This is a genomic window from Candidatus Pelagibacter sp. PS_02 (assembly GCF_059418065.1).
The window spans coordinates 268,708-294,509 of the sequence record NZ_CM182079.1 but is presented as its reverse complement, the minus strand read 5'-3'; the positions used below and the strand labels follow the sequence as shown (position 1 = coordinate 294,509).

25 protein-coding genes are annotated in these 25,802 nt (G+C 30.3%); 17 read left to right on the top strand and 8 right to left on the bottom strand.

From position 1 onward, the window contains the following. The 10 genes from rpsR (at position 1) to AC5SL4_RS01515 (ending at position 11,152) form a co-directional block, all read left to right on the top strand. On the top strand, positions 1–279 hold the full coding sequence (gene rpsR / locus AC5SL4_RS01560) for a 30S ribosomal protein S18 (RefSeq protein WP_271626478.1): 279 nt from the start codon (positions 1–3) through the stop codon (positions 277–279). Next, the gene (gene rplI / locus AC5SL4_RS01555; RefSeq protein WP_006997210.1) at positions 280–738 is read left to right on the top strand and encodes a 50S ribosomal protein L9; all 459 of its coding nucleotides are present in this window, start codon (positions 280–282) and stop codon (positions 736–738) included. It abuts the gene before it with no gap. Positions 739–805: 67 nt separating this feature from the next. Next, complete coding sequence (locus tag AC5SL4_RS01550; protein ID WP_006997211.1) at positions 806–2,224, top strand: replicative DNA helicase; 1,419 nt, start codon at positions 806–808, stop codon at positions 2,222–2,224. A gap of 21 nt (positions 2,225–2,245) precedes the next feature. After that, positions 2,246–4,630 carry an efflux RND transporter permease subunit gene (locus tag AC5SL4_RS01545; RefSeq protein ID WP_494587480.1) on the top strand — a complete coding sequence of 795 codons (2,385 nt, stop codon included), beginning with the start codon at positions 2,246–2,248 and terminating at the stop codon, positions 4,628–4,630. A 7-nt stretch (positions 4,631–4,637) separates the two neighbouring features. Continuing rightward, positions 4,638–5,183 carry a CvpA family protein gene (locus AC5SL4_RS01540; RefSeq protein WP_494587479.1) on the top strand — a complete coding sequence of 182 codons (546 nt, stop codon included), beginning with the start codon at positions 4,638–4,640 and terminating at the stop codon, positions 5,181–5,183. Next, entirely contained in the window at positions 5,137–6,618 is a 1,482-nt protein-coding gene (gene purF / locus AC5SL4_RS01535) for an amidophosphoribosyltransferase (protein WP_018413952.1), read from the top strand. The genes AC5SL4_RS01540 and purF overlap by 47 nt, the downstream gene beginning before the upstream one ends. An 81-nt stretch (positions 6,619–6,699) precedes the next feature. Beyond that, positions 6,700–7,995: a glutamate--cysteine ligase gene (locus tag AC5SL4_RS01530; RefSeq protein WP_494587478.1), complete on the top strand. Its 1,296-nt coding sequence runs from the start codon at positions 6,700–6,702 to the stop codon at positions 7,993–7,995. Next, positions 7,985–8,914: a glutathione synthase gene (gene gshB, locus AC5SL4_RS01525; RefSeq protein WP_006997216.1), complete on the top strand. Its 930-nt coding sequence runs from the start codon at positions 7,985–7,987 to the stop codon at positions 8,912–8,914. Before AC5SL4_RS01530 ends, gshB begins: the two co-directional genes overlap by 11 nt. Beyond that, entirely contained in the window at positions 8,911–9,771 is an 861-nt protein-coding gene (locus AC5SL4_RS01520; RefSeq protein WP_011281877.1) for a DMT family transporter, read from the top strand. The genes gshB and AC5SL4_RS01520 overlap by 4 nt, the downstream gene beginning before the upstream one ends. Positions 9,772–9,829: 58 nt before the next feature. Continuing rightward, positions 9,830–11,152, top strand: coding sequence for an MFS transporter (locus tag AC5SL4_RS01515; RefSeq protein ID WP_011281876.1), 1,323 nt, complete (start codon positions 9,830–9,832; stop codon positions 11,150–11,152). Between the two features lie 24 nt (positions 11,153–11,176). Here AC5SL4_RS01515 and AC5SL4_RS01510 read toward each other — a convergent pair whose 3' ends face one another. Together AC5SL4_RS01510 and AC5SL4_RS01505 are read right to left on the bottom strand one after the other, a co-directional pair. Beyond that, positions 11,177–12,358: a BaiN/RdsA family NAD(P)/FAD-dependent oxidoreductase gene (locus tag AC5SL4_RS01510; protein WP_006997219.1), complete on the bottom strand. Its 1,182-nt coding sequence runs from the start codon at positions 12,356–12,358 to the stop codon at positions 11,177–11,179. A gap of 16 nt (positions 12,359–12,374) precedes the next feature. After that, on the bottom strand, positions 12,375–12,581 hold the full coding sequence (locus AC5SL4_RS01505) for a SlyX family protein (RefSeq protein ID WP_027306671.1): 207 nt from the start codon (positions 12,579–12,581) through the stop codon (positions 12,375–12,377). 90 nt (positions 12,582–12,671) lie between these two features. On the opposite strand from AC5SL4_RS01505, the gene AC5SL4_RS01500 reads away from it, so the two are divergent. Beyond that, positions 12,672–13,157, top strand: a complete 486-nt coding sequence (locus AC5SL4_RS01500) for a YajQ family cyclic di-GMP-binding protein (protein WP_494587477.1) — start codon at positions 12,672–12,674, stop codon at positions 13,155–13,157. Positions 13,158–13,167: 10 nt separating this feature from the next. Continuing rightward, a complete protein-coding gene (locus AC5SL4_RS01495; protein WP_006997222.1) occupies positions 13,168–13,395 on the top strand; it encodes a hypothetical protein in 228 nt (75 codons plus the stop codon). Here the strand turns inward: AC5SL4_RS01495 and AC5SL4_RS01490 are convergent. Genes AC5SL4_RS01490 through AC5SL4_RS01465 form a run of 6 tightly spaced genes read right to left on the bottom strand, consistent with a single transcriptional unit; the run spans position 13,388 to position 19,597 of the window. Beyond that, positions 13,388–14,440 (bottom strand): threonine aldolase family protein, encoded by a 1,053-nt coding sequence (locus AC5SL4_RS01490; RefSeq protein ID WP_494587476.1) that lies wholly within the window; start codon positions 14,438–14,440, stop codon positions 13,388–13,390. The two genes, AC5SL4_RS01495 and AC5SL4_RS01490, sit on opposite strands and share 8 nt — an antisense overlap. A 2-nt stretch (positions 14,441–14,442) precedes the next feature. Next, positions 14,443–15,555: a serine/threonine protein kinase gene (locus tag AC5SL4_RS01485; protein WP_006997224.1), complete on the bottom strand. Its 1,113-nt coding sequence runs from the start codon at positions 15,553–15,555 to the stop codon at positions 14,443–14,445. A 3-nt stretch (positions 15,556–15,558) separates the two neighbouring features. Further along, positions 15,559–16,776: an aminopeptidase P family protein gene (locus tag AC5SL4_RS01480; RefSeq protein WP_494587475.1), complete on the bottom strand. Its 1,218-nt coding sequence runs from the start codon at positions 16,774–16,776 to the stop codon at positions 15,559–15,561. Between the two features lie 6 nt (positions 16,777–16,782). Then, the gene (locus AC5SL4_RS01475) at positions 16,783–17,688 is read right to left on the bottom strand and encodes a DMT family transporter (protein ID WP_006997226.1); all 906 of its coding nucleotides are present in this window, start codon (positions 17,686–17,688) and stop codon (positions 16,783–16,785) included. A 48-nt stretch (positions 17,689–17,736) separates the two neighbouring features. Then, a complete protein-coding gene (locus AC5SL4_RS01470) occupies positions 17,737–18,984 on the bottom strand; it encodes a molybdopterin molybdotransferase MoeA (RefSeq protein WP_494587474.1) in 1,248 nt (415 codons plus the stop codon). Then, positions 18,977–19,597, bottom strand: a complete 621-nt coding sequence (locus AC5SL4_RS01465) for a molybdenum cofactor guanylyltransferase (protein ID WP_494587473.1) — start codon at positions 19,595–19,597, stop codon at positions 18,977–18,979. The genes AC5SL4_RS01470 and AC5SL4_RS01465 overlap by 8 nt, the downstream gene beginning before the upstream one ends. A gap of 43 nt (positions 19,598–19,640) precedes the next feature. Between AC5SL4_RS01465 and AC5SL4_RS01460 the strand changes: the two genes are divergently transcribed. Genes AC5SL4_RS01460 through fdhF form a run of 5 tightly spaced genes read left to right on the top strand, consistent with a single transcriptional unit; the run spans position 19,641 to position 25,795 of the window. Further along, the gene (locus tag AC5SL4_RS01460; RefSeq protein WP_006997229.1) at positions 19,641–20,039 is read left to right on the top strand and encodes an iron-sulfur cluster assembly scaffold protein; all 399 of its coding nucleotides are present in this window, start codon (positions 19,641–19,643) and stop codon (positions 20,037–20,039) included. Positions 20,040–20,041: 2 nt separating this feature from the next. Beyond that, positions 20,042–20,518, top strand: a complete 477-nt coding sequence (locus AC5SL4_RS01455; protein WP_020169192.1) for an HPP family protein — start codon at positions 20,042–20,044, stop codon at positions 20,516–20,518. A 4-nt stretch (positions 20,519–20,522) separates the two neighbouring features. Further along, positions 20,523–21,365 carry a formate dehydrogenase accessory sulfurtransferase FdhD gene (gene fdhD, locus AC5SL4_RS01450; protein WP_271616767.1) on the top strand — a complete coding sequence of 281 codons (843 nt, stop codon included), beginning with the start codon at positions 20,523–20,525 and terminating at the stop codon, positions 21,363–21,365. A 3-nt stretch (positions 21,366–21,368) separates the two neighbouring features. Beyond that, on the top strand, positions 21,369–23,027 hold the full coding sequence (locus tag AC5SL4_RS01445) for an NADH-ubiquinone oxidoreductase-F iron-sulfur binding region domain-containing protein (protein ID WP_018413938.1): 1,659 nt from the start codon (positions 21,369–21,371) through the stop codon (positions 23,025–23,027). Then, complete coding sequence (gene fdhF, locus AC5SL4_RS01440) at positions 23,027–25,795, top strand: formate dehydrogenase subunit alpha (protein WP_494587472.1); 2,769 nt, start codon at positions 23,027–23,029, stop codon at positions 25,793–25,795. The genes AC5SL4_RS01445 and fdhF overlap by 1 nt, the downstream gene beginning before the upstream one ends. Positions 25,796–25,802 lie beyond the last annotated feature (7 nt).

The following is a 25,802-nucleotide window of genomic DNA, read 5'->3' as shown; positions in this document are numbered from 1 at the left end:
ATGCCATCAAAAAAAAGAGCAGGAAATAAAAAAAAAGGTAGTCAAAGTAATTTTGCAAAACTAAGTATTTTTCAACCTAATAAATACAAATTTAAAAAAACTTGCCCTTTATCTACTAAGGGTGCTCCAGAGGTTGATTATAAAAACATCAGATTGTTAAAAAAATATATGTCTGAAAATGGTAAAATTTTACCATCAAGAATTACGAATGTTTCACAAAAAAAACAAAGAGAGCTTTCTCTGTCTATTAAGAGAGCTAGAAATTTAGCGTTAATTTAAATGAAAGTTATACTTTTAGAAAACTTAAGAAGAATTGGATCTATTGGAGAAATCATAGATGTTAAAAGAGGGTTTGCTAGAAACTTCTTAATATCAAATAAAAAAGCTCTTTATGCCTCAAAAGAAAATATTGCAGAAGTTGAAAAAATTAAATCTGAGCTAAGTAAAAAAGATACTGAAAAGAAAAAAGAAGCTCAAAAAATTTCTGAACAAATTAACAATAAAGAATACGAAATTAAAAAATTAAGCACTGAAAATAAAGAATTGTATGGATCAGTTAAACCAACTGAAATTTCAAAACTGATATTAGAAAATGACAAACTAGATATTAAACCTTCAATGATACAACCAATAACTGAAATTAAATCAATTGGTAAATTTAAGGTTAAAATTATTCTACACTCTGAAGTAGATTCTGAAATTACTATTAATGTAGTTACAGCTGATACTATTCAATAATTATACAATTTTTTCCCCAGCATATATTTGTTATTTTTTTAAATCTTAATTGAGATAAGATTTGTTCATGGAAAATAACCTCAGCCTAGTTAAAGATACTTTTAAAGAGCTTCCAAACAATATTGAAGCAGAACAGGCAGTAATTGGATCAATACTAGTTCAAAATGAAACATTTGATGAAATAAATACTATTGTTTCTAGTGTTAACTTTTATGACCCCATGCATCAAAGTATTTTTTCAGCAATTGAAAGCCTAATTTACAAAGGGATGCTCGCAAACCCCATAACTTTAAAAAATTATTTTGAAAATGAAAAGGACGAATTAAATGTTCCTGAGTATTTAGTAAAAGTTACAAAATTTTCTACTCCTCCAAGACAAGCAATAGAATATTCAAGAATAATTTATGATATGTTCGTGAGACGTGAATTAATTAAGATATCTGAAAATACTATTGACGCTGCAAAACTAAATGCACTTGATGTTAATGGCCAAAATATAATTGAAAATTCAGAAAGGTTATTATTTGATCTTGCTGAAAAAGGTTCTTTCAATTCATCACTTATTAAATTTGATGAAGCGATGAAACAAACTATTGAGATGGCCTCAGCTGCTTATCAAAATGATGAAGGCATTGTTGGTGTACCTACTGGTCTAAGAGACCTAGATGATAGACTGGGTGGGCTTCATAATTCAGATTTAATTATTATTGCAGGTAGACCTTCAATGGGTAAAACTGCTTTAGCAACAAATATAGCTTTTAATGCTGCTCAAAAACTACAAGAAAGTGGAAAGAAATCTGCAGTAGCTTTCTTCTCATTAGAGATGTCTTCTGAACAATTATCAACTAGAATTTTAGCAGAACAATCTAGAATTAAATCAAACGATATAAGACGTGGAAGAATTTCTGATGAGCAATTTGATAAATTTATTGAGACATCAAAGAATATTTCTGAACTTCCTTTGTATATAGACGAAACACCAGCTATCAGTATCGCTGCTATGAGCAACAGAGCAAGACGTATTAAAAGATTATTTGGTTTAGATTTGATTGTTGTAGATTACATTCAATTGATGAGAGGATCTGGAAATAATAGAGATGGTAGAGTTCAAGAAATTTCTGAAATCACTCAAGGCCTTAAGGCAATGGCAAAAGAACTTAAGCTTCCAGTAATTGCTCTATCACAGTTGTCAAGAGCAGTAGAACAAAGAGATGATCATAAGCCCCAGTTATCAGATTTAAGAGAGTCTGGATCAATTGAACAAGATGCTGACGTTGTAATGTTTGTATATAGAGAGGCCTATTACTTAGAGAGAAAAGAGCCTAGACCTGCAACTGTTGAGCATGCTGAATGGCAAGCAAAAATGAATGAAGTGTCAAATCTAGCAGAGCTTATTATTGGAAAACAAAGACACGGCCCAACGGGTAATGTTATGGTAGAATTTGAAGCAATGTTTACCAAATTTAAAGATACTCAAATTAACTAATATCCAATATATTAGCTGTGAATGTTGTCTCTATTTTATCAAAATATTGTTTTAAAAAATCCTAAATCAATTTTTATATTACTGTTAATTACTCTCTTAAGTTTTGGGTATTTTTCTAAAGATTTTAGACTAGATGCCTCATCTGATACTTTGTTAATTGAAGGGGATCCCGATCTTGAATACTTGAAAGAAGTCACTGAAAGATATGGCTCTAAAGAGTTTTTAATCCTAACTTATTCTCCTAATGAGGGAATGGTTACTGAATCTTCTATTAATAATCTTTTAAGTTTAAAATATAAAATTCAAAGTCTAGATTGGGTTCATAGCGTTATTACACTACTTGATATCCCTTTATTAAATAATTCAGAAGCACCTCTTCAAGAAAGACTAGAAAGTTTTAAAACTTTAAAAGATGAAGGTGTTGATACTGAAAGAGGATTTAATGAAATATTAAATAGTCCAGTTTTTAGAAATTTTGTAATAAGTGAGGATGGTAAAACAAGTGGCATTATTGTTTATATAAAAAAAGATGAACTAAAAGATATTGAAAATAAATCAGCTCAAGAAATTGAAGAATATAAAGATACTTTAAAAAAGAAAAATCATGAAAATATCACCCAAATAAGAGGGGTTATTAAGTCCTATGGAGATGTTGGAAAAATATACTTAGGAGGTATTCCAATGATCACTGATGACATGATGTCATTTATTAAAAGTGATATTATTGTTTTTGGTCTAGGAGTTCTTTTATTTATTATTGCTACTCTGTGGTTTATATTTAGAAAACTAATATGGATTATTGTTCCAATTAGTAGCTGCTTTTTTTCAGTTTTAATTATGACGGGTCTGCTTGGTCTTTTAGGCTGGAAGGTTACCGTTATATCCTCAAACTTTATTGCTTTAATGTTAATTCTAACTATGGCAATGAATATTCATATGAGTACCCGGTTTCTACAATTAAGAGAAGATTTTCCAAATTTAGCTAATTTAAAAATTATTATAATGACAACTAGTAAGATGTTTTGGCCTATTATTTATACAGTTCTTACAACTATATGTGCTTTTCTATCTTTAGTATTTAGTGGCATAAAACCTATTATTGATTTTGGGTGGATGATGACTTTAGGATTAATAACCTCTTTTATAATCACATTTACTTTACTCCCTACTCTATTGAGCTTTATGTCTAACAATAAAGTAAAGATTAAAGAAGATACAGATTCTAAAATTACTTCTTTTTTTGGTAAAATTTCTATTAACAATAAAAGTATAATTTTTTTAGTAACAGGTTTGGTTATTGTCTTAAGTGTTGTTGGCATAAGCAAGCTTGAAGTTGAAAATAGTTTTATAAATTATTTTAATAAGAATACTGAAATCTATAAAGGCATGAAACTTATTGATGAAAAACTAGGTGGCACGACACCTTTAGAAGTTATATTAAAATTTCCTGAAAATATCATAGTAGAGACTACCGAAGATGACGAATTTGAAAACTGGGATGATGAAGGCAGTAAAGATGATGAAAAATACTGGTTTACAAAAGACAAAATTGAAAAAATTCAAAATGTTCATAATTATTTAGATAATCTTCCTGCAGTTGGAAAGGTTTTATCATTTAGTTCAATTATTGAAGTTGCTACACAGTTAAATAATAATAAGCCCCTTGGAACCTTAGAAATGGGTGTGCTTTATTCAAAAATTCCAGAAACTATAAAAAAAGATATTATCGATCCTTATATATCCATAAAAGATAATGAGGCTAGGATAAGTCTTAGAATTATTGACTCACAGGATGGTTTAAGAAGAAATGATTTAATAAACCAAATAAATTATGACCTTGAAAATGAATTAAAACTTAGCAAAGAAGAGTTTAAACTAGCGGGTGTTTTAATTTTGTTTAATAATTTACTCCAAAGCCTTTTTAAATCTCAAATACTCACATTAGGTTTAGTAATGGTTGGAATTTTTGCAATGTTTATGATTTTATTTAGAAATTTTAAACTATCTCTTATTGGTGTTGTTCCTAATTTTATTGCAGCTTTCTTTATTTTAGGAATTATTGGCCTGCTTGGAATACCCCTTGATATGATGACTATTACTATTGCTGCAATCACAATAGGAATAGCAGTAGACAATAGTATTCACTACATTTATAGGTTTAAAGAAGAGTTTTTAAAAATTAAAGACTATAACAAAACACTAAAAGTTTGTCATTCAACAGTGGGTGTTGCAATCCTAAATACTTCAATAACCATTGTCTTTGGTTTTTCAATTTTGGTTTTCTCTAAATTTATACCCACAATTTATTTTGGTGTGTTTACTGGTTTAGCAATGTTACTTGCAATGATTTCAGTATTAACTTTACTGCCCTCTCTTATTTTAATAAGTAAACCATTCGGAAAATAATATTATTATGCTTGATGCTTTAAAAGATTTTTATCAAGTGGTGTCTTTAATAGATCTAATATTTCTAATCATTACAATTTTTTCAGTTATCAAGTGTTATAGTAAAGGTTTTGTTTTAAGTTTATTGTCAGCTTCAAAATGGGTATTGGCTTATGTTGTAACTTTACTTCTTTTTCCAAAAGCTAAGCCTTATTTTAAAAATATAATTGATAGTGAATATGTTTTAGATATTGTGCTCGGCATAACTATTTTTATTTTAGTGATCTTTGTTATTCTTATTACAAATAAAGCCATTAGTAAGACGGTAAAATTTGTTGGTCTTGGAAGACTCGATTCCCTATTTGGGTTATTTTTTGGATTTATCCGAAGTTATGTAATCTGTATTTGTTTATTTTCAGCTATAGATATTGTGTATAATTATAGTAAATGGCCAATTAATACTGATAAATCATACGCCTTCCCATATATTGAAAAAGGTAGTAATTATTTGTTGAAAGAGTTTCCAAATGAAAAAAACTATCAAGATTCCAAAGAAAAAATTCAAGATTTATAATCCCAAATTAAAAGAAGAATGTGGTGTCTTTGGCGTAAGTAACAATAAAGATTCAGCCGCACTAACCGCTTTAGGATTGCATGCTCTACAACATAGAGGTCAAGAAGGTTGTGGAATAGTTACATTTGATGGAAAAAAATATTACTCTGAAAAAAGATTTGGCTTAGTTGGAGATAATTTTAATAAAGAGAAAGTGTTAAATAGTTTGCCTGGTGATTATGCTATTGGTCATAACAGATATAGTACAACTGGTGAAAACACTTTAAGAAATATACAGCCTTTTTTTGCAGATACAAATGCTGGAGGTATCGGTGTAGCTCATAATGGAAATTTAACTAATTCAATAACTCTTCGAAATAGATTGGTTCAAGATGGTGCAATATTTCATACTACATCTGACACAGAAACAATTGTTCAATTAATTGCTAAATCAAAAAGAAACAAAACAATTGATAAAGTTATAGATGCCATATTCCAAATACAAGGTGGTTACGCGCTTGTCATGCTAACACAAAATACTTTAATTGGTGTAAGAGATCCTCATGGAATCAGACCGTTAGTGATTGGGAAAATCAAAGATAGCTATGTCTTTGCTTCTGAAACATGTGCGCTAGATATAATTGGTGCAAAATATATTCGAGATGTAGAAAATGGTGAGGTTGTTTATATAGAAAATAATGAACTAAAAAGCATCAAACCCTTCCCTGCTAGAGAAGTTCGTCCGTGCGTTTTTGAGTATATTTATTTTGCAAGACCAGACAGTTTACTAAATGGTAAATCTGCTTATGAACATAGAAAACAATTTGGGATTGAACTTGCAAAAGAAAACAAAATCAAAGCAGATATTGTAGTTCCTGTACCAGACTCTGGTAATGCAGCAGCCCTTGGTTTTGCTCAACACTTAGGAATTAACTTTGAATTAGGTTTGATTAGAAATCATTATGTTGGTCGAACTTTTATTGAACCTAGTCAAAAAATTAGAAGTCTTGGTGTGAAATTAAAATTAAATGCAAATCAATCAACTATTAAAGATAAAATAATTATTTTAATAGATGACTCACTTGTAAGAGGGACTACTTCTCATAAAATTGTGAAAATGTTATATGATGCAGGAGCCAAAGAAGTTCATGTAAAAATTGCCTGTCCAGAAATTAGGTTTCCTGATTTTTATGGTGTGGATACTCCTACTAAAAAAGAGTTACTTGCTGCAAATAAAACTAATGACGAAATTTGTGAATATATTGGTGCTAAATCATTAGATTTTTTATCCTTAGAAGGTGTTTATAGAGCAATGGGTTTTAACAAAAGAGATAATAATTATCCTCAATTAACAGATCATTATTTTACAGGTGAATATCCTGTTAAACCTATAGATGAATTAGGGGATGATAAGATCACTCAATTATCATTACTAAGCACCGCTTCAAACAATTAAAGTAATCAATACAAAATTTTCAAACAGAAGAGCTAAACATAAAGACTTTAAAATGAACTTTAAATCCTTATATATAAATCAATGATCACTCATAAAGAACATATAATCAAATATTTTGAGTCTGGAATTAAAGATGTTAAAAATTTTAAAATTGGCATTGAACATGAAAAATTTTTATTTGATGAAAAAACAAACAAAAGAGTAGATTACCCTACTATCCTTAAAATGTTTTCACTACTAAGTGAATTTGGCTGGAAGCCAATAATGGAAAAAGAAAATATTATTGGATTACAGAAACAAGGAAAAAGTATTACTCTTGAACCTGGAAATCAAATTGAGTTATCAGGTGATAAACTAAATAATATCCATGAAGCTTGTGCTGAATCTCATGATTATTTATTTGAGTTACAGCAAGTAACAAAAAAATTAAATTTAAAAATTGTTAGTGCTGGTTTTGATCCAATTTCATCCCTTAATGAAGTTCCTAATAATCCAAAACAAAGATATCAAGTAATGACTAGGGATATGCCCAATGGTGGTTCTTTAAGCTTAGATATGATGTATAGAACTTGCGGTACGCAACTTAACTTAGATTACGATTCTGAAAAAGATTTTATTAAGAAGTTTAAAATAATTAACTCTATAGTTCCAATATCTATTGCACTATTTGCAAATTCTTCAATAGTTGAAAAAAAAAATAGTGGTTATAGCTCTTATCGATCTAAAGTTTGGCAAGAAACATCAAGAGGGGGTTTACCTGAAGTTTTTTTTGATAATATGAATTTTGAAAAATATGCAGATTTTTCAATAAACTTTCCTTTATTATTTGTTCAAAACGAAAAAGAATATTTATCAGGAAGCAATTATTCATTTTCAGATTTCATGAATGGAAAAATTAGTGAAATTAACAACCGACTTCCAACTGAAGACGATTTAACCACTCACCTAAGTACAATTTTTACAGAAAATAGACTTAAGAAATATATAGAGTTAAGATCAATGGACACTTGTGGTTGGGATTGTTTGTGTTCTGGACCTGCTTTTAATACTGGAATATTATATGGAAATTTAGATGAGGCTTACGAATTAATTTCTAAGTGGGATAAGAATAAAATAATTAATGCTTATTTAGAGGCACCTAAAAAAGGGTTTAACACTGAGTTGATGGGAAAAGACCTATTACATTGGTCATCCTTGCTCCTTGGGATTTCTAGAAAAGGATTATTAAACAGAGACATTTTGAGTAAATCTAATGATAATGAGGCTAAGTTTTTAAATCACTTAGATAAACTGATTGATAATAAGACAACAAACGCAGATCATATGATAGATAAATTTTCTAAGAATGAAAATTTAAACGATTTATATGACAAATAAGATAGTTGCAATTCAAGGTGATCATCCTTCAAAACTAAAGCCTCTAACGGATACTAGTATATTTCTAGCCATTGAAGCACAAAGGTTAAAATACAAAATTTTTTATTATGAACCTAAAGACCTTTCAATTATTAACGATAAGGTCGTAGCGAATGGATTTTACGTAGAGTTTAATTATTCAAATAAGCGTTATTTTAAAATATTAAACCAACAAAAACTAGAACTTACACAATGTAAGTATATTTTGATACGGCAAGATCCTCCTTTTAATTTAGAATACATTTCAACAACTTACATTTTGGATAAGATAAAAAATAAAGTTAAAATTATTAATAATCCAACCTCTATTAGAAATATCTCTGAAAAATTATACTCAACATCTTTTCAAAAATATATGCCAGATACAATTTTCACAAAAGATATAAATGAAATTAATAAGTTTTTTTCTAAAAATAAAAAAATGATTATAAAACCTATTCATAGTTTTAGTGGAAATGATATTCACTTATTTCAAAATAAAATAAATAAGAAATTGATTATAAATTTTATAAAAAAACATGGACATATTATGTGTCAAAAGTTTTTACCAAAGATTAAGTTTGGAGATAAAAGAGTTTTTATAATTAATGGTAAAGTTTGCGGTGCGATCTCTAGAGTTCCAAAAAAAGGATCCTTTTTAAGCAACATGAGTAAAGGAGCGATACCTATCTCAGCTAAATTAACAAAATTAGAAAATAAAATTTCAAATATAATTGGTAAAGATCTTAAAAAAAATGACATCTATTTTTCTGGTATTGATTTTATCGACCAAAAATTAAATGGAGATATTAATGTAACCTCTCCTACAGGATTAAAATCTTTTTATGATCTTACAAGCATTAATCTTGCAAAAACATTTTGGAAAGGATTAAAAGCTTGAACAAATTATCCGACCAGCAAAAAGGATCTTTACTCGCATTTGTTGCAGTAATGTTTATTACTCCCGATAGTTTATTTATAAGACTTTCTAATGTTGATACTTGGGGGCTTGTTTTTTATCGAGGCCTTATTCCTTTCATCACTGTATTTTTAGGAATGTTATTAATTTATAAATTAAATTTCTTTAAAATGCTTTTTTCAAGTGGCTATCATGGCTTACTTTATATTGGTACTTTCTCTGTAACTAATATTACCTTTGTTGTTTCAATACAAAATACCAATGTTGCAAACACATTAGTTATGATTGCAATGGCTCCTATGTTATCTGCAGTGCTTGGTGCAATATTTTTAAAAGAATTACCTGATAGAAAAACATGGATTACAATATTTGTAACTTTTACTGCTGCTATTTATATATTCTACGATTCAATACAATTAGGTAACTTTTTTGGAGATATATTAGGCCTAATAACTGCTTTAGGTTTGGCAGTTGGAGCAGTTACTATTAGATCCGCAAAGGATAAAAACTTAATCCCAGCAGCTGTTGTTGGAAAATTAATTGTAGCAATGTTTGCACTTCTGTTCATTGAAAGCTTTGCACTAGTTGATAGTGATCTAATTATTGTTCCTTTAATGTGTGTTATGTGTGTTGCTATACCTTTTGTGCTAGTGACTATAGCTCCAAGGTTCATACCTGCAGCTGAAGTAAACCTATTCTTCTTACTAGAGACTATAATTGGTCCTATTTGGGTGTGGTTAATTATTAAAGAACAACCCAGCCTTGAGACTATCCAGGGTGGTGCCGTTATCATCACAGCGATTGCCATTCACTCTTTTATTAAACTAAGAAATTCATAATTTTATCATAATAAAGACTTGATTTACATCTAGATCGCAAATAAGTACGGTCAGTTTTATGAATAAAGTTTTAAAGAACTCTTGGGCATTGTTTTTAGGTATTGGGTTCTTAATGATGGCCTATGGATTTCAAGGGTCCCTATTAGGTGTAAGGGCTGTTCAAGAACAATTTAGTCTAACGGCAACTGGGTTTATGATGTCAGGTTATTTTGTTGGGTACTTTATAGGTGCAATGACAATTTCTAATCTTATTTCCAAAGTAGGTCATATTAGAGTTTTTGCAGCTTTTGCGTCTTTAGCATCTTTGGTTATCTTGGTTCACTCAATATTTATTAATCCTTATGTATGGTTTATTCTAAGAGTTTTAACAGGAATAAGTATGGTTTGTATTTATACTGTTGCTGAAAGTTGGTTGAATGACAGATCAAGCAATAAAAATAGAGGAAGTATTTTATCGATTTATATGGTTATTTTATATGGATCAATGGGTATAGGAATGTTTTTATTGAACTTTAGTAGACCTGAAAATTATCAACCCTTTATATTGGTTTCAATTATTACGTCTCTTGCCCTTATACCTATTCTCTTAACTAAAAAAAAACCACCTACATTTAAAAAAATTCAAGGTATGCCTTTAAAAGAACTTTATGAAACTTCACCATTTGGAATGGTAAGTGCTCTTTTTTATGGAACAATCCAGTCTGCACTATTTACATTGTTAGCAGTATATGCGGCCTCAATGAATTTTACTATTTTTCAAATATCACTTGTGACTTTTCTTTTAGCAATTTCTGGTGCTATCTCTCAATATCCTATTGGAAAACTTTCTGATAAATATGATAGGAGAAAAGTAATAATAATTTCAACATTTGGTGCATCTTTATTTGCTTTACTTGCTATTCTATCATCAGGTCAGATGTACTTACCTGGTGAACTTGCCACAAGTAAAGTATGGTTTTTTATTTTTTTAATTTTATTTTCAATTTGTAGCTTACCAATGTTCTCTTTGATTTGTGCGCACACTAATGACTATATACCAAAAGAAAAATTTGTAGCAGCTGGAGCTGGTATACAATTTACATTTGGCTTGGGTGCTATGAGTGGTCCATTCCTTTGTTCAATATTTATGAATATTGTTGGCTCTAATGGTTTTTTTGTATTTTTACTTTTCTTTCATGCTTTAATAGGTGTGTTTGGTATCTACAGAATGAGGGTTAGAGAAACAGTTGAAAATCCTGATTCTCAGTTCGTTGCTATGCCATCTACTATCACGCCAGCCGGAATCGAATTAAATCCTACTACCGAACATATTGATGAACCTTATTCTGATAAAGTAAAAGAAATACTGGATAGAAAAGGTGTTGAATATAAAAAAAACTGAGATAATTCCACCAATAACTAGTCTTTAAGCATATTGACCTGCCACATATCCAGAAGACCAAGCCCATTGAAAATTATAACCACCTAAATGACCAGTAACATCTACAACTTCTCCGATAAAAAATAATCCAGGGTGTTTATTGGACATCATTGTTTTAGAAGAAATTTCTTCAGTATCAATACCACCCAAAGTTACTTCAGCAGTTCTATAACCTTCGGTTCCTATTGGATTTATCACCCACGCGTTTATAGAATTACTCAAACTAGTTAATACTTTGTTGGATAATTCACATATATTTCCATTAACATTATTTTCATTACAAATTATATGAGCTAACCGTTTAGGGAGAATTTCAGAAACTATAATGCCTATATCTTGTTTAGGACTAGAGATCTTTCTATCATTTAGAAATTTATCTACATCAAGTTTTGGTGATAAATTAACTTTGATATTATCTCCTAATTTCCAATAAGAAGAGATCTGCAATATAGAAGGTCCGCTCAAACCTCTATGAGTAAATAACATTCCTTCCTCAAAAAAAGTTTTTTTAAATGAAACAACTGCTTCAACAGATAATCCAGTAAGTTCCTTACAAATTGCTAGTATTTTTTCACTAAATGTTAAAGGAACTAGTGCAGGTAATGTTTCAATAACTTTTAAACCAAATTTTTGAGCAATATCATAGCCAAATTTACTTGCTCCAATTTTTGGAATAGACAGACCGCCTGTTGCAATAATCAATGACTGACTGAAATATTTATCACTTCCAACAACTATAAAATAGTTATCATCTTGTTTGTCTATATCATCAATAGTTGTATCTTTTTTTAAAACTACTTTTGCCATCTCGCACTCTAAAAGTAGCATATCTATAATTTGTTGAGCACTTTCATCACAAAAGAGCTGTCCTAATTTTTTTTCATGAAATTTAATATTATGTTTCTTTATTAAATCTATGAAATTATTTTGGGTGTATTGTTTTAAAGCTGATATTACAAATTTAGGATTGTTTGAAATAAACTTACTAGGATGAGTATGTATGTTGGTAAAATTACATCGTCCACCACCTGATATTCTAATTTTTTCTCCTATTTTTTTTGCATGATCGACTAAAAGAACTTTTCGTCCCCGTTTGCCAGCTTCTATAGCACTCATCATGCCGGCGGCACCCGCACCTACTACAATAACATCAAATTGTTCTGTCATGGATTAATAATAAAGTTTAATAATGTGGGGGTTTTTTATCAATCATAACCATACCCGCTTCATCACTGCTCTCTAATTCGTTAATTCTTTTTTCAAGATTTGAAACTTGTTTTTTTAAAACTGATACTTCTTTTTGTTGAGAATACATTTCATCACTCATTTGCGATATTTCATTTTGAAGAAAGCTGATCTGTTCTTCTAATTTTTTAACTAAATCTTCCATATAATTGCAACTTAAAAGAGTTTCAAAATAAATCAAATAGTCAATTATGAAAATTTTTGTTAAGGTCAATTCATTATATAATAAAAAATTATGCCTTCATTTGATGTAATCAGTAAAGTTAGTTACCCTGAGTTTGATAACGCTCTTGCAAACTGCCTTAGAGAAATTGGTAATCGATTTGACTTTAAAGGGCTTCATATCTCAATTGAAAGAAAAGATAAGATTATCACCACCTTAGCTCCCGATGAGCTAAAATTAAAACAAGTTAATGAATTATTACAGGTTCATCTTATCCGACGAAAAGTAGATCCAAGAGTATTATCAGTTAAAAATTCAGAAAATGCTGCAGGTTCATCAATTAGACAAGTTAGTGAACTCCAAGAAGGTATTAGCCAAGAAAATGCTAAAAAAATTATTGCTGAAATAAAAAAACTAAAACTTAAAATTCAGATAAAAATTCAAGGTGAAGAGTTACGTGCTGAAGGAAAAAAAAGAGATGATCTTCAAGAAACAATGTCAGCAATAACTGCTATTGATATTGGTCTTCCCGTAGAATTTGTAAACTTTAGAGATTAATCTCATTTTGATGAACAAAGAAAACGCAAGTAAACTCTGGAAAATTATTCAGGAAGCTGGCGATTATTTACTAGGTCAGTTACCAAGCCATCCAAATCATCCTAAAGGAAGAAACCCCTACGCCCATGTTGCTTTATGTGTGAAAGAGAAATTTGAGAACTCTTATAAAGATATACCTGACGAACAATTTGATGAAGTTGTTAAATATATTGAATTTTTAAAACAAAATCCTAGTTAGATTTTTTTAAGGTCTCTAATAATTGATCCACATCACTCTCTTGAGTATTCCAGGCAGCAACTAATCTAACTGCTTGTCCATCAAGCTCATCTTCATTCATTTTGTAGCCTTCATAATTTAAATGCTCAATCATATTTCTTGGAAATTTTGCAAAAACTTCGTTCGCTTCTGTTGGGTATGCTAGTTTAATACTATTATGTTTTGCTAATCCTTCACTTAATTTTTTTCCCATCTTATTTGCATGTCTTGCATTCCTTAACCAGACATCATTTGAAATATATGCATCAAGCTGAGCAGATACAAAACGCATCTTAGATAATAAATGCCCTGCTCTTTTCATTAAAAAAGCAATATTACCAACTAGATCTTTATTAAAAAAAATAATTGCCTCTGCTGCAAGACAACCATTTTTGGTTGCTCCAAATGATAAAACATCAATGCCTGATTTCCAGGTCATCTCAGCAGGAGTACAATTTAATGCAGTTAAAGCGTTTGCAAATCTTGCTCCATCCATGTGCATGTTTAAGTTATGCTTATGTGTAATTTCAGAAATCTTTTTAATCTCATCTAATTGGTATACTTCTCCTGTTTCACAAACTTGAGTAATGCTTACTGAGGCAGGTTGAGTATGATGCACAATGCCCTTACCAGTAATAGACTGATCTAATTCTTCAGGTGTTATTTTTCCATTTATTCCATTTAAAGTAACTAATTTTCCACCCCCTGTATAAAACTCAGGTGCCCCACATTCATCTGTATTAATATGAGAAAGTTTATGACAATAAATATTACCATATGATGGTGTCATTGTTGCTAAAGCTAATGCATTAGCAGCTGTTCCTGATGCTGTTGGAAAAACAATTACCTCTTTTTCAAATAATTCTGAAAACTTTTTTTGTAATTCAGCTGATATTTGGTCATTACCATATGGAGTACTATCACCATCATTAGCTTTCAATACTGCGTCTAATACCTCAGGACACGCACCTGCTACATTGTCAGAGGCAAATTTTATTCGCTCTCTTTTTGTTTTAACTGTTGCCATATTTATTGTTTTGGAAAATAATCTTTTAATTCACCTTCACGGTAAACATCTGCTGTACAACAATGAAGACCTCCACCAAATGCATAAGCATCTCTTAATTCAACAGGGATTACTTCCATTCCTAATTTATCTAATTGTTCTGCCTGATATACTTCACTTTTTTCAACACAAACAGTTTTTGGATCCAATACTAGGACGTTCATTGATAACCAAGTTGAAGAATAACATAATGGTGGTGGCTCATTATGTGCGGGTTGTGCGCTATCAATAATTTCCCATCCATTATTTTCAAATAATTTTCTTTGTTCTTTTGGCAATCTTCTTTGAGGATTATTAATGATTAATCCTTCTTTAATAGGAGTAAAGGTTGCATCGATATGAATTGGATAAGGGTCACCTGGAAAATTAACAGCATGAACTCTATGATCTTTAAAATGTCTTTTAAGCCAATCAATTCCTTTAAGATTAGTAGTAAATCCATGCTGAACTACTAAATCTTTTCCAAACCTTAAAACATCTGCTGCATCAAATAATGGTTCTTCTTCAGTTGTTACAAAAAACTTATCTTCAGTCCACTCTAATCTTTTTTGAATACCAATTTTATCTGATAAATAATCTTTCCTATAATCTGCATCAGTTAATCTTGGTTTTGGCGCAGACTCGTGTCTCATATTAGGGTCATCATTATAATATTTCTGTAATAATGGTCGGTAACAAAGGTACTCGAACCATCTACATCTATAACTCATTGTCGCCTCTAAAATTTCACTACCCACAGTTAACAACACATCTCGTGGTGGCATGCAGCCAAACATTGTTTCCGCTTCCCAGTCTGGTGTGGATGTTTTTTGACTAAAATCTATTGGGTCTGGTCTATCTACCTTGATACCTCTTTTTTCAAGCATGTTTGAAAAATTGTCTAAAAGTTCATTTGCCTTATCAACTGTATCTTTTGTTCTTGGTCCAAACTGACCTCGCATGTCACTGTCCTCTGGAACTTTTGCATCTAATGCAGGTTCTGGTGCTGGAATACAAGTGCCATCAGCTTTGCCAACAATTACATGTTTTAAAGGATCCCATTCATTCCAACTATTAACTACAGTTTTTTCACTCATAATTTATGATTTGATAATATTATGTTCTGGACCAAAGGGAAACTTAGTAATGTTTTCAGCATTATCTTTTCCTATAACCAAGATATCATGCTCTCTATATCCACCAGCTCCTGGTTTACCCTCTGGTATCATGATCATTGGTTCCATAGAAACCACCATGTTTTCCTCTAATACGGTATCTATATCTTCACGTAATTCTAATCCTGCTTCTCTTCCATAGAAATGAGATAAGACACCAAATGAATGACCGTAACCAAATGTTCGATAATGAAGATAACCAAGCTCAGCAAATAGTTCATTCAACTCATGACAAATATCAGAACATTTTACACCTGGTTTAATTAACTCTAGTCCTCTTTTATGAACTTTAACATTTGCTTCCCAAGCTTTTAAGGATGCATCATCAATTTTATCTAAAAAAAGAGTTCTCTCTAAAGCTGTGTAGTACCCTGAGATCATAGGGAAAGTATTTAAAGAAAGAATATCTCCTGATTTTAATTTTCTATTAGTTTTTGGGTTATGAGCACCATCCGTATTAAGTCCCGACTGAAACCAAACCCAGGTATCCATATATTCAGCATCCGGATACGTTTTTGCAATTTCACGTTCCATTCTATCTCTACCGGCTATTGCAATTTCAAGTTCGCTTTCTCCAACTTTAATATTTTTGACAATCTCTTCGCCCCCAATATCGGCAATTCTTGCACCATTTTTAATAATTTCTATTTCTTCGGCAGATTTAATCATTCTAAGTTGCATTAAATCTTTTGAAACATCACTGAAAACTGAAAAAGTAAAAATAGACGTAAGCTTTTCTTTAACATCTAAGGTTACATGATCATTTTCAATACCAATATTCTTAGGAGGTTCGTCTCTTCCAATAATTGAAACAATTGCTTTTAAAAAATTATCTCTTTTCCAATCAGTATAAATAACATTATTACTATGAGATCTACGCCAAGGTTGACTAGCATCAATGTTTGCTGAAATTGTTGAAATTTTATTAGCAGTTACTACACAGCCATAAGGTCTACCAAAAGAACAATAAATAAATCCTGTATAGTAAGCAATGTTGTGCATTGAAGTTAAAATAATCATATCAAGATTATTTTTACTCATTGTGGTTCTTAATTTAGTTAATCGACTTTGATATTCTTGATCTGTAAAAGGTAGTTTAGCCTTTTCACCATTCTTTAGAGTAAAAAAATTTGGTCTTTCCATTTTTGATTAGTTTAGAGCAATAAATCGTCTATTAGTTTTAATTGTAAGACTATAATAAATGATAGACATAAAAAGAAAGAAGCCACCTATTATCGTATTAGTCGATGGGATCTCATTAATTCCTAAAATTGGAATCCATACCCAAAAAATTCCTCCTATAACTTCAGTTAGTGACAATAAAGTAAGTTCTGCAGCAGGGATTGCTTTTGATCCAATAGAATATAAAATTAAACCCATACAAACTAACGTTCCATGTATAGAAAATAGTGCTCCGTTATAACTTGAAGACAAGAAAACCATATCATTAGATAAAATAACTATTGCAGCAACTACAAAGCAAAAAAGACCTGCAAAAGCAACTGTTGTAAATTTTGGAGTTTCTTTTTTCCATCTTAAAGTCACTGAAAAAACAGAAAACCCAATTGAAGAAGTCATTCCAAAAATAAGCCCTAATAAAGAATTTTTTTCAGTATTACCAATGGCTATAATTATTATTCCAACTGTTGCAATAAATATAGCTATCCAAACATTAAGTGAAATTTTTTCTTTTAAAAATAAGAAACCTAATAAAGCTGTAAAAAATGGCATTGCAGCTAAACAGAGTAAAGTAACAGCCGCACTAGTATTTGTTATTGAATAAATAAAGGTAATCATTGCAATACCTAATCCAGTTCCACCAATAACACCCGACATTCCAATCTTTAAATAATTCTTATAAAAATCTTTTCCCTCTTCAAAAAAAAGATAAAGATTTAAAATCAAAAAAATTGTAAGACCCCGTGCAAAAATATATTGCCATGGAACTAAATTGGGTTGATCCATGTATCTTACAACCAAAGGTCCAAAGGACCATATAAGACCTGCTAATAAAACTACTGGAATTGCAATTTTTTCATTTTTTAGCTCAATCATAATTCGATACTTAATGCTTATTAATTGGCACTACAATAAAAATGAGATCTATTTAAAAATATTAATATTTGAACCAATTGGAGAATAGCAATCAATAAGTTCGCTCTTTTTAAAATTTGACTGACCATGTTTAAATAGGCCCCAAATATTAGACTCTACAAAAGATTTTATTCTAAAAGATTCCTGACCTTTGAGTACCTTGATTTCTAAATTTCCATTATGAGTTGTAGTAAGCCTTGCTTTTATAAATCTAGTAAAATTTTTTTTCTTAAAGAAAGAATTTTTTAACTTAGCTTTAAAAGGTTTTTCCTCCTTAACTCCAAGGATATTTAAAATATAGGGATATACAAAAAATCTAAAGCAGGCGGAAGAAGAAATAGGATTACCTGGAAGCCCAAAGAAAGCCTTTTCACTTCCTTTAAATTTAGCAAATAAAATTGGTTTACCCGGTCTAATAGCCACCCCTTTGAAAAAATTTGATAAATTAAATTTTTTTACTACAGAGGGGATAAAATCATGTTTACCTGCTGAAACAGCACCTGAGGTAACTATGATATCTATTTTTGATCTAAGATTTTTATCAATTTGTTTTTTAAAAAAATGTTCATCTTTATCTCTCAAAATTCCACCTTCTATATAATTAAACAAAAAATTATTAGATAAAGATTTTATATAATGACTGTTTGAATTTCTAACCTTCCAATCAGCAATATCTACGTTATTTGAAATTTCATTTCCTGTTGAAAAAAATAAAATATTAAGCTTCTTTTTAACCTTAATGCTTTTAATACCTAATGTTTTAAAGGCTAAGATATGCGATGGCTGAATAATAGTTCCTTTATTAATAACTAATTCCTTTTTTTTATAATCAGATCCTGCATGTCTTATATGTTGATTAGTTTTAATCTTTTCATTTATTACGATAGACTTTTTATTGTTAGTAAACACAATTTTTTCTATGGGAATAATGGTGTCAAAATATTTAGGAATTAGAGCACCCGTCATCACTTCAACAGCTTGAAATTTTTTTACTTTATTTAATTTAGGATTATCACCTGCTGATATTGATTTTAAAATTTTAAATTCTTTAGGATTTTTTTTATTAATCGTAGATGTATCTTTAGAATTAATGGCAAAACCGTCAAATGCAGCATTAGTTCCTGCAGGATAATTCACAGGACAATAAATATCTTGAACATTAATTCTATTTAATGATTTTGATGTGTTTATGACTTCATCTTTAATGTTTATTTTTGATTTTATTAAAATATTTTTTGCTTTTTTGTAATCAATCATTTTTATCAAGATTTAAAATAGTTTGAGCAACATCAAGGTCTTCTTTGGTATTTATATTAAAAAAAGGATCGTAATTTTTTATTTTAATATCAATTGTACTCACACCAACTTTATTAGCCCATTCCTCAACTTTTCGATAATTATTTATTATTAAATCTTCTTCTAATTCTTCCATTAAATCAATTGACCATAAACCAAAAATATTATGTCTTTTTTCATTAGATTTAACAAAATATAAACTGCTTTTACTTTGTTCAATTCTTGCTTTGTATTCTTCAATAATAATTGGATCAAAAAATGGAGTATCAGATGGAAAAGTTGCAATCCATTTGTATGATTTTTTATTTTCTTTTATCCACTTCATGGAACTTAGCACTCCTGCTAAAGGTCCTAGATCATTAAAACAATCTGGAATTATTGTGGTATTTTTTGCTTCTTCTATCTTCAATGGATTACTTGAGACAATCAATATTTCTTCAAATTTATTGCTAATTTTGAACAAAACATGCTCTAGCAATGTTTTGGATCCAAGTTTTACGCAATTTTTATCTTGCCCAAATCTTTTTGATTTTCCACCTGCTAGTACAACAGCTAAAATATTGTTATCATTCATAAATCAAAATATAAAACATTAATCTCTTAATTAAAGAATTATAATGGACCTAAGAATTCTCGAAATTGCATCTAACACAGCAAATCACAAAATAGTTAAAAATCATACCCATCACTCAAAAAATAAAAACCCCTTGTGTGGTGACGAAATGGAAATCAGATTAATTGTGAAAAATGATAAAATTAAGGATATGGGTTACCAGTGCCGTTCATGTGTATATTGTCAGGCATCAGTTAGTATGCTGTCTCAAAAGATTATTGATCAAAATATAAGTGATATTAAGTCTCTTATTATTTCAATTGAAGGTTTGTTTAATGAAACAGATATTAAAATTGAAAAAAAATGGAATGATTTCAAAGAAATTATGAATAAAGATAATATCTCAAGAAAAGAATGTCTTTTATTACCATTTAAAACAATATCGAAGGCATTGAAGTTTTAATCATGATTAACATTACTAAAGAAAAACTTTTAAAAGCATCTATTGCAGGAGTTTTATCAACTATTACTATTGGGTTTCTTACGCTGCTCACATATAAAACTACAATGGGGTTATTTTTAGCGGCCTCTTTTGGTTCTTCAATGGTATTACTATACGGATTTCCTGAAAGCCCATTCGCTCAACCTAAAAATATATTCTTTGGTCATTTCTTAACTGCACTAATAGGAATTTTGTTTATAAACTATGTTGATCTACCAATATTTATAAATATTGCCTTGGCAGTTGGGTTCGGTATTTTTTTTATGATTGTGTTAGATGTTGTTCATCCACCAGCAGGTGGAAACCCTATTATGGTCATCATTGGAGGTGTTTCATTTGAATATTTAATAAATCCTATAATTTTTGGTTGTCTAATAATTTTAATTTTTGGAATAATCTTAAATAAATTTATTTTAAAAAAGAACTACCCCTTAAGTTAATCCAATGAACTCAAAATATAAAATACAAAAATATAAGTCTAATAATTTAAATAATGTAGAAGACTTAATCTCTATTGAAGAACCTTTAGAAATTTCAATTAAATTTAAAACTAAAGAAACTTGGATACAAAATATAATCTCTATAACAATGAGAACGCCAGGTAATGATGAAGACCTAGTTAGAGGTTTTCTTTTCAACGAAAAAATTATTGAAAAAAATGAATATATTGAGAAAATTGAGAGTGTTGGAGATTATGTAGGTGAATATAAACTTCAAAATAAAATTGTTGTCACATTAAACAATTCTGAAAACATAGATATTGATAAGATTAAAAGAAATTTTTTAACAAATTCATCTTGCGGTGTTTGTGGTAAAACCTCTTTAGATTCATTAGAGATTATCAAAAAAGATAAGGTCTTAAAATCTTTACCTAAAATCTCTAAAGAAATAATTATCAAATCTCCTTCTGTGCTAAGGGATAATCAATCAGAGTTTTCTAAGACAGGTGGCATTCATGCTAGTGGCCTATTTACAAGCGATGGTGGAATAGTGTGTATAAAAGAGGATGTTGGTCGACATAATGCTCTTGATAAACTAATTGGTTATTCATTAAATAAGGGATTATTAACTCCCTCTTCACAATTTATAACGTGCTCTGGAAGACTAAATTTTGAGCTAGTTCAAAAGGTTTTAATGACCAATATTGGTATTCTAATTGGAGTTGGTGCGCCAACAAGTCTAGCGATCGATTTAGCTAATAAGTTTGACATTACATTGATAGGTTTTGTAAAAGAAGATAGTTTTAATATTTATAGTAACGAAGACAGAGTGATAATTAAAGGTTAATAAGTGTCAAAAAATATAAGTAATTTATCCGGCAGAATAGGTTTAAAGAATAATCTGTTCGAAAAAATATCTGAACGATCATTAAAATCAAATAATGCTGATGGTATTAAGGAAATTGCAAAAGAATATAACATGGGTGTCTCAACTATTCATGGTGCAGAAAGTTTTTATGAATTTTTAAGACCCTCACATAGAGAAAAAAAAGCTTTTGTTTGCAATGGAAGTGCTTGCATGTGTGCTGGTACTCAAGAGCCGCTTAAAAAAAAATTACAAGAAAAATTAGGTGACGATAAAGTTGGTGAAATGTTTTGCCTTGGTCACTGCTATGAAAATAATGCTTTCCATTATGATGGTGAGAATTATGCCGGAAACGATATTAATAAGATTGATCAAATAATTAAAGGTGAAGACATAGTTCAAGAAAAATTCTTTTCTAAAAGTTATGCCTCAACTAGTTTTTTAATGGATGACAAACTTTCTAATTTAGATCAATTTAAGGAACTTTTAAAAAAATTTATTGCTACTGACAAACAAGAAATAACTAAATCCCTTCTAGACTCTAATTTAACTGGCAGAGGTGGTGCTGGTTTTCCTACTGGTATGAAATGGGATTTTTGTAGAAAAGCTCCTTCTGAAAAAAAATATGTTATATGTAATGCCGATGAAGGTGACTCAGGTGCTTTCTCTGATAGATATTTATTAGAAGATCAACCATTAAAAGTTTTATTTGGAATGGTTATTTGTGGTTATGTTATTGGTAGTGATGAAGGTGTTTTATATATAAGAGGAGAGTACCCAAAATCTATAGAAGCAATTAATGGAGCAATTAATTCTTTAAAAAAAGCAGGCTTACTTGGTGAAAATATTTTAGGAACTAAATTTTCTTTTGATTTAAATATTTGTATTGGTCAAGGTGCTTATATTTGTGGAGAAGAAACAGCATTGATTGCATCAATTGAAGGAAGAAGAGCTGAAGTAGATGTAAGACCTCCCTTCCCTGTCACTGAAGGTCTTTACAAGAAACCAACAGTTGTAAATAATGTTGAAACATTAGCTGCAGCTACGGGTATACTTATTAATGGAGCTGATAAGTTTTCTGCAATTGGAAATAAAAAATCTGCTGGAACCAAATTAGTTTGCTTTGATAGTTTTTTCAATAATCCAGGTGTTTATGAAGTTGAAATGGGAACACCAATGAAAAAAGTTTTAAATGATATTGGTGGTGGTTTTAAAGAGCCCATTAAAGCATTACAAATTGGAGGTCCATTAGGAGGTGTAATTCCTATTACCGAGATTGAAAAATTAAATTTAGATTTTCAAGAATTTACTGCCGCAGGTTTTATGTTAGGACACGCAAGTATAGTAAGTATTCCAAAAGACTTTCCTATGATTGAATATATCCATCATTTATTTGAGTTTTCTGCCGAAGAATCATGTGGAAAATGCTTTCCTGGAAGACTTGGTTCTTACAGAGGTAAGGAAATGTTTGATCAAGCAAAGAATAAAACTGCTAAGATTCCATTAAAATTACTAAATGAGCTGCTTGTAACTATGCAAAAAGGCTGTTTATGTGCTTTGTGTGGAGCAATTCCTACTCCCATCATGAATATATTAAAATATTTTGGTGATGAAATGAAGGATGATATGGTGAAAGATAATTAATGAGCTCAGAAAAAAGAAAAATCGCCTACATAGATGGAAAGCCATATGAAATTGGTCCAAACCATACGTCTGTTTTAAATTTTGTAAAAAGTTATTTAGGTGAAAAAAAAGTTCCAACTCTTTGTGATGATCCAAATTTAGCCCCTTATGGTGCTTGTAGAGTTTGTTCTGTAGAGGTGGCTCTTGTAAAAGATGGTCCAACTAAAGTTGTAGCATCATGCCATACACCAGTTGGTGAAAACCAATACATTTTTACAAATAATGAAAATTTAACGGCTTTAAGAAAAAATATTGTTGAACTAGTTTTAACTGACCACCCAATGGAATGTGGAACTTGTGAAGTAAATAATAATTGTGAACTACAAGATGTTGCAAATGATTTAGGTATATCAGATCATAGATATAACACACCAAAACAACATAAAGATATTCCAAGAGACACCTCTCATGATTACATGAGAATGAATTTAGATAACTGTATTAACTGTGGAAGATGTGTTCGTGCTTGTGACGAAATTCAAGGATCTTTTGTTTTAACAATGAGTGGTAGAGGATTTGAATCTAAAATCACAACTGACAACGATGCATTGTTTGGAGATTCGTCTTGCGTATCTTGTGGTGCTTGTGCACACACATGTCCAACAGATGCTATCTCTGATGTTTACCAATCAAAATCTGTTGCAGTAGATAAAAAAGTTAGAACAACTTGCTCTTACTGTGGTGTTGGATGTAATTTAGAAGCATCAATTAAAGATAATAAAGTTGTTGCAATATCTACGCCTAAAGAATCTGAAGTTAATGCAGGTCACACTTGTATTAAAGGAAGATATGCATTTGGATTTTACGATCATCCAGATAGGTTAAAAACTCCTCTAATTAAAAGAAATGGAAAATTTGAAGAAGCATCATGGGATGAAGCATATGACTTTATTAAAAAAGAATTAAATAGAATTACAAAAGAAAGTGGCCCTGATGCTGTAGCTGGAATTTCTTCTGCAAGATGTACTAATGAAGAAAATTATGTTTTTCAAAAAATGATTAGAGCTGCAATTGGAACTAATAATATTGATTGTTGTGCAAGAATTTGTCACTCACCAACAGCTTGGGGAATGCAACAAACTTTTGGAACTGGTGCTGCAACTAATTCTACAGAAGATATTTATCACGCAGATTTATTTATGGTTATAGGAGCAAATCCTACAAATGCTCACCCTGTTACTGGAGCAAAAATTAAACAACAAGTAATGAAAGGAAAAAAACTAATAGTTTTAGATCCTATTACTACTGAATTAGCAAAACTTGCTGATTATCATATTAAACTTAGACCAGGAACAAATGTGGCTGTTTTAAATATGATGTTACATTTTATATTAAAAGCAAACCTTTATGATAAAGATTTTGTTAGAGATAGAACTGAAGGTTTTGCGAATTTCATTAAAGAAATTGAGAGACAAGATATGGATCATCTAGCGAAAGTCGCTGGTGTTGATAAACAGTTAGTTAAAGAAGCAGCAATTGCTTATGCGACAGCTAAAAACTCTATGGAATTCCACGGTTTAGGAGTTACTGAACAAGAACAAGGATCTAAGACGGTGATGTTAATTGCTGATCTTGCAATGATTACTGGAAATATTGGTAGAAAAGGTGTTGGAGTTAACCCATTAAGAGGACAAAATAATGTCCAAGGTGCAGCTGATATGGGTTGTCAACCTCATCAAGGTGCAGGTTATTTTGAAGTAGCTGATGAAAAAGTTCAAAATTTCTACACTGAAAAATATGGAGTAGTACACCCAACAAAACAAGGACTAAAAATTCCAGAAATGTTTGATGGGGCAATTAATAAAGATGTGAAAGCTGTCTGGATTATTGGAGAAGATATAGTTCAAACAGATCCTAATAGTGCACATGTTGTAGATGCCATGAATTCACTTGAACTATTAGTTGTACAAGAAATTTTCATGAGTGAGACAGCAAAACTTGCAACAGTAGTATTGCCTGGAACAACTTTCCTAGAGAAAAATGGAACTTTTACTAATACAGAAAGAAGAATTCAAAGAGTAAATGCAGCGGTACCTCCTCTGCCTGGTACAAAGACAGATGGAAATATTGTAACCGATATGATGCAAAAACTAGGTTTTGATCAGCCAACTTATGATGCTGATCAAGTTCTTGCAGAAATTGCAGATGTGGTTCCTTTTTTTAAAGGTGTAACAAGAGAAAGACTTGGTAAGATGGGATTACAATGGCCTGTTCAAGAAGATGGGACAGATACTCAAATTTTACACCAAGAAACTTTTAAAATTGGAAAAGGACAACTTAAAAACTTCGATTGGAAGGAGTCTAATGAGATAGCCACGAATAAGAAAGATTATCCATTAATTTTAACAACTAGTAGAGTTCTTCAGCATTATAACGCTGCTACTATGACAAGACGTACTAAAAATATTAATATAGTTTCTGAAGATTTATTATTAGTTCACCCTAATGATGCTAAAAAAAGAGAATTAAATACTGGTGATATTGGCAGACTTTATTCTGGCAGAGGTGAAGTGGCTTTAAAAGTTGAGGTTACTGATAAAGTTAAAGAAGGAATTGTATTTACAACATTCCACTTCCCAGAACATATGGTTAACATGGTAACTGGTCATGGAAAAGACGAAGAGACAATGTGTGCAGAGTACAAAGTTTCTTCTGTAGAAATACAAAAAATATCCAATCAATTTAAAACTGTTGTTGAACCTAAAGAAAATCAAGCAGAGCTTTCTTAATAATCGT